The 3,794-nt window shown below is 64.5% G+C and carries 2 protein-coding genes; one reads left to right on the top strand and one right to left on the bottom strand.

From position 1 onward, the window contains the following. Window positions 1-144: 144 nt before the first annotated feature. Complete coding sequence (locus CIK75_RS02450) at window positions 145-2,274, bottom strand: MMPL family transporter (protein WP_096223112.1); 2,130 nt, start codon at window positions 2,272-2,274, stop codon at window positions 145-147. 407 nt (window positions 2,275-2,681) lie between these two features. On the opposite strand from CIK75_RS02450, the gene CIK75_RS02455 reads away from it, so the two are divergent. Further along, window positions 2,682-3,794: FAD-dependent monooxygenase (locus tag CIK75_RS02455; RefSeq protein WP_096223113.1), on the top strand; the 1,113-nt coding region annotated here is incomplete at its 3' end.

The raw sequence follows: 3,794 nt of genomic DNA on the forward strand, positions 1-3,794 counted from the left end.
GTTTCTTGGATGCTTCACAGAACGGAACCCTCAGCGGGACGGTCCGCGCGGACACAAAATACCTCGGTGGGCCTCTCAAGTGCCAATTCTTCGGAGCGGGTGCAAGATTGTGATTGGTAGGTGGCGTAGTGCTTTCCCGGTGTTCTAGGCGAGGTGTTTGGCGCGCCGGCGGGGCGAGGATGATGGGACGATCCACAGGATGCGGGCGAGGGGACCGGGCATGTCCCAGTTGGCGCTTCCGAGTACGACGACGAGGGCAGGTGCCAGCAGGCTGCGCACGAGAACGGCGTCGATCGCGATGCCCACGGCCAGGGTGGTAGCGAGGATTTTCACCTCGACGACCGGCACCGTCGATAACGCGATGAATGCGAGAAACAAGATCAGCGCTGCTGACGTCACCAGGCGCCCCGTCCTCGCGATGCCTTCAACAACGGCGCGTGGTGTGTTCTGGTGTTCGTCGTATGCCTCCCGCATGCGCGAGAGGATGAAGACCTCGTAATCCATGGACAGGCCGAAGAGGAACGCGAACCCGGCCGCCGGGATCCATATCGTCAGTGCGCCAGTGCCTCCGATCCCAAAGAGGGCCTCGGTGCCGATACCGTGCTGCCAGATCAGTGTTGTCACCCCGAATGCGGCGCCGAGCGAGAGCACGTTGAGCACGAGGGCCTTGACGGGCAGCCACACCGAGCGCAAGGCCCGGGCCAGCAGTACGAAGGTGACCAGTACGATGAGGGCGACGACGAGTGGGGCGTTGCCATAGACCGCAGTGACGAAGTCGGCGTCTTCGGCAGGGCTACCCCCGACACGGGCATCGAGGTGCGCAGCTTCCGCCCGAACCCGCTCGAGTGTCGCCGATCCTGCATCGGTGGAGGGGTCGGCGTCGAAGAAGACCTCGATCAGCTCGATGCCGGTCGTTCTCCACTTCGATGAATCGATTCTGGTGGCCGCCGCGACTCCCGCCACTTGGTTCAGCCGTTCGGTGACGGTGGAAGCGGTATCCGTGGAAGCAATGACCTGGGTGGGTCGAAACAGACTCGGTGTCAGGCCGGCTGCAGAGATTACCAGGGCAGCGGAGCCAGGCGGGGAACCGTCGTCTTCGAAGGTATCGACTGTGGGCGAGCCAAGACGCAAACCAAAAAGTGGCGTGGCCATCGCAACCAGAAGAACTGTCGTCGCGGCGATGACCCACCACGGCCTCTTCACGACTTTGCGGGCCAGGGACTCCCAGCGTCTACTCGTGGGGTCGGGGGCGGCGCGTCGTGGCCAGAGCAGCCGCGGTCCAAGGGTGTGCAGAATCACCGGGACCAGTGTCAGGGACGTGGCAACGCTCAGCAGCGGGATCAGGAGACCGCCGAGGCCGATGCTGCGCAAGAAGGGCAGCGGCACGGCAATCAGCGCGGCAAGGGAAACCGCGACGGTGACCCCGGAAAATACGACCGATCGACCCGCTGTGGCCATGGCGGTGCGCACTGCCGTGTCGTTGTCGGCCCCCTTGGCTCGTTCTTCGCGCCAGCGCATCACGATGAGCAGTGAGTAATCGATGGCCACGCCGAGACCGATGAGCGCCACGAGGTACTGGACGACGAACGAGACCTCGGTCAGTGTGCTCAGGCCCAAAAGGGCCAGGAATGTGGCAAGGATCGAGACCGCCGCGACCAACAACGGCAGGCCAGCAAGCAGTGAGGCGAAAACGAGGGCGAGGACGATCAATGCGCCAGCACCTCCCAGGATGATTTCGACCAGGATGCCCCGGTCGCTGCCGCCGTTCTCGGCCAACAGGACGCTGCTGGTCAACTGCCAGGGCTGCCCATCGAAGCTGTCTTCGTTTGCGGCCCGTTCGATGCCCGGCAGTGCGGCGGCATACGGCTCCGGTCCCGGATCCACCCGTGGGTACAACAGGGCCACCGCCCGGGTGCCGTCACGGGAGATGAGCGGCCCCGGGTCGCTATTGACGGGCGTCACCACCCGGGTGCCGGGGGCCCCTGCGGCGATCTTCTCTGCGGCCTCCGAGAATCGTTTCCTGCCGGCCGCCGTGGATAGTTGGCCCTCCGGGGCAGCCGCTGTGAGCAGGAGCGGGTCGTTGACCCCGCCACTACCGAATGCGTCGCGGATCTCCATGTTGGTCTCATAGGCCGGCTGTGCCGGCAAACCGAAGTCATAGCTGAGCGCGTCGATCGTCCGGCCTGCCGTAGCACCGCCCGCGGTGGCGACGAGCAGCCAGACCACGACCACGACCACGCTATGCGACAGTACGAAATCGACGAGACGTTTCATGCGGACCTCCATGAGGCATCTGATAAAGCATCAGGAGACTGATAGTAGCACCATGAATGACGGGCCACCACACAAGCGAGGAACGATGCCTGCGGCCAATTCCCCAGGGCTTCGGACGTCATGCGACCTCCCCGCGATGCGTCGGGGACAACCGGCCCAAACCATGATTCTTGCCTTTTGGCGCCCACTACCATCGCCTGTTTGTTGACGCGCCCGACCATCGGCGCGGTCGCGACTGGATCGAGGGTCAGCGGCCGGCATGCTATCCCCGATGCCGTTGCTACTCGATTCTTGCCGCGCACAAATACGGGTTCTCCGGCTCACCCGAGGTGGGAGGCCGAGTGGTTCACACGGACGTTGGGACTGGCGACATGATGCAACTATCAGCCAACTGATAAAGTCTTCTCATGAGGGTCTTGGTGGTCGGTGGAGGGATCGGTGGCCTGGCGTGCGGGCAGGGCTTGGTGCGCCGGGGGTTTGATGTCCACGTGGTGGAACGGGACATGGACCTTTCCTTCACGGGCGGTTATCAATTGCACCTCGGGGTGCCGGCGGTCTCCGCGCTGCGAAACCTACTGCCGGCGACATCGTTTGAGGAGCTACTCGGCTCTTCAGTGGGCTCATGGGGTTTCAGCCTGGCCGTCCGCGATCATCGCGGTCGCCGATTACTGCATGCGACCGAGCCCGAGGCCGGGCTGTCGCTCGACATCGACCGGCTCACCCTCCGCCAGGTCCTCGCCCTCGGGCTGGAGGATCGGATGCTTCTAGGGCGCTCTTGCCAAGGATGGCGGGTCGAGGGCGACACTGTTGTGGCCGAACTCGACGACGGCGCGCAGATCGAGACGGACATCCTAGTCATCGCCGATGGGGCCGGATCAAAGCTGGCAGAGCGGCTTGCCGGACGCCCCACATCGTTCCCGTGCGGCTTGATCGGGGTTGCAGGGCGTACCCCGTGGGCTAGATTACCGGCCAACACGGTCGATCTCCTGGGTGAGGAACCCATGCTGGCCATTGGTCCGGGTGGCACCGGCCTCTTCGCCTCGGCCCACGACCCCGCCCGGCGTGCACCGATCCGAAGCTCCAGCACTGTGACCGGCACGTTGAGCCCGGTTGCGATCTGGGGACTAATCGCCGTTGAGCAGGCCCTACCGACCGATCTGGGCCAACTCGGCCATGCAGCAATGCTTGACATCTCCGCCGGCCTGCTGCGTCGCCACCGCTGGGCAGATCAGATTCTTGACTTGTTGGCTGGTAGCCATCCGGAGAGCGTGTCGGCCTTCACGTTCAACGCGGCCGACCCTGAAGACCTTGCCCCGTGGTGCTCGTCGCGAGTCACGGCTCTGGGTGATGCGGTCCATGCCATGCCACCGACTGGTGGTCAGGGCGCAGCCACGGCGATCATGGATGGCGATGCCCTGGCTGAACGGCTTCACGCGGCCGCGAGCGGAGAAGTCACGCCCGTGGTGGCCGTTCATGAATACGAAGCAGAACTTCGTACTCGAGCGGCTCCTGCGGTGCGT

This window comes from Glutamicibacter sp. BW78, from assembly GCF_002332245.1.
In the GTDB taxonomy this organism is placed as follows: Bacteria; Actinomycetota; Actinomycetes; order Actinomycetales; family Micrococcaceae; genus Arthrobacter_H; species Arthrobacter_H rhombi_A.

Bases quoted from the DNA above. Each gene is read 5' to 3' on its own strand.
- CIK75_RS02450 (WP_096223112.1), bottom strand. From the start codon at position 2,274: ATGAAACGTCTCGTCGATTTCGTACTGTCGCATAGCGTGGTCGTGGTC.